At 72.1% G+C, this 1062-nt stretch carries 1 protein-coding gene; it reads right to left on the reverse strand.

The window, feature by feature from the left end; genetic code table 11:
* On the reverse strand, positions 1–1062 hold a 1062-nt coding region (locus GL263_RS27130; RefSeq protein ID WP_323379581.1), incomplete at both ends, for a type VII secretion protein EccB.

A 1062-nucleotide genomic window follows, 5' to 3' on the forward strand; every position in this document is an offset into this window, starting at 1 on the left:
GGCGGTGGGGCTGTGGCGTTCGTCGGTGGGGAAGATGGTCTGGGCGCCGACGCGCAACGGGCGCCCGTTCTGGCGGAGTTCGCCGGTGGCGGGGCTGCTGAGCACGAGGCTGGCGGTGAAGTCGGTGACGGGGACGACGCGGCCGGGTTCGACGAGGTAGTGCTGGTCGCCGTCGCCGGTGGTGGCGACCAGCACCATGCCGACGCGGTTCGCCGTGTTGTCGAGTCCGTCGACGGCGGCGGGCAAGCCGACGTCGCCGCGCAGGCGGGGGAAGTCGACGGGGGTGCCGTCGCGGTAGGTGGCCAGCCACTCCTTGCTGACGCGCTGCGGTTCGCCGCTGGCGAGGATGCGGACGAGGAGGTCGCGTTCCGGGGTGCCGGGTCGGCTGCCGTTCCTGGTGCCGACGCGGTACTTGGTGCCGTTGGCGCTGACCAGGTATTCGTCGCGGGTCCTCGCGTCGCGGACGTACATGACCTCGCCTCGGCGGAGGCGGTCCTGGCCGTCGACGGCGTTGTGTTCGCGGGCGGCGAGGACAAAGGTGCCGCGTTGCAGGGGGCGGCCGGGTGCCGCCGGCTTCTCGCAGACGGCCCAGCGCTTGGCGGTGCCGGCCTCCTTGGTGCTGGGCAGCCGGTCGGGGGCGTAGGGGATGCCGATGGTGGGGCCGTGCGGTATGCGTCCGCTGTCCAGCTCGCGTTCGGCGACCTTGACGATCTGGTAGGAGTCGGGGTCGAGGAGCAGCTTGGCGGAGGCGAGGTTGAGGACGGGGTGGAGCTGGGTCTTGCCGTCGGTGCGCAGGACGACGTACCGGGTGGTGGAGTCGCTGGCGATGATCACGTTCTTCCCGGGCTTGTCCCAGCCCTTCGGGGCCTGCGGGCGGAACATGCCCCAGGCGCCGAAGCCGGCGAGGATCAGCGCGCCGATGACCAGGCCCGGCAGGAAGCCGCGCAGGGGGCGTGGGGCGCCCTCGTCGCTGCCGGTGGGTGAGGGCCGCAGGAAGGACGCGACGGTGCGCTTCTTCTCGAACGTGTAGGCGTTGAGTTCGTCGCGCCTGGACGCCATCGG

Origin of the sequence: Streptomyces durbertensis (genome assembly GCF_014156695.1) — a bacterium.
GTDB lineage: Bacteria > Actinomycetota > Actinomycetes > Streptomycetales > Streptomycetaceae > Streptomyces > Streptomyces durbertensis.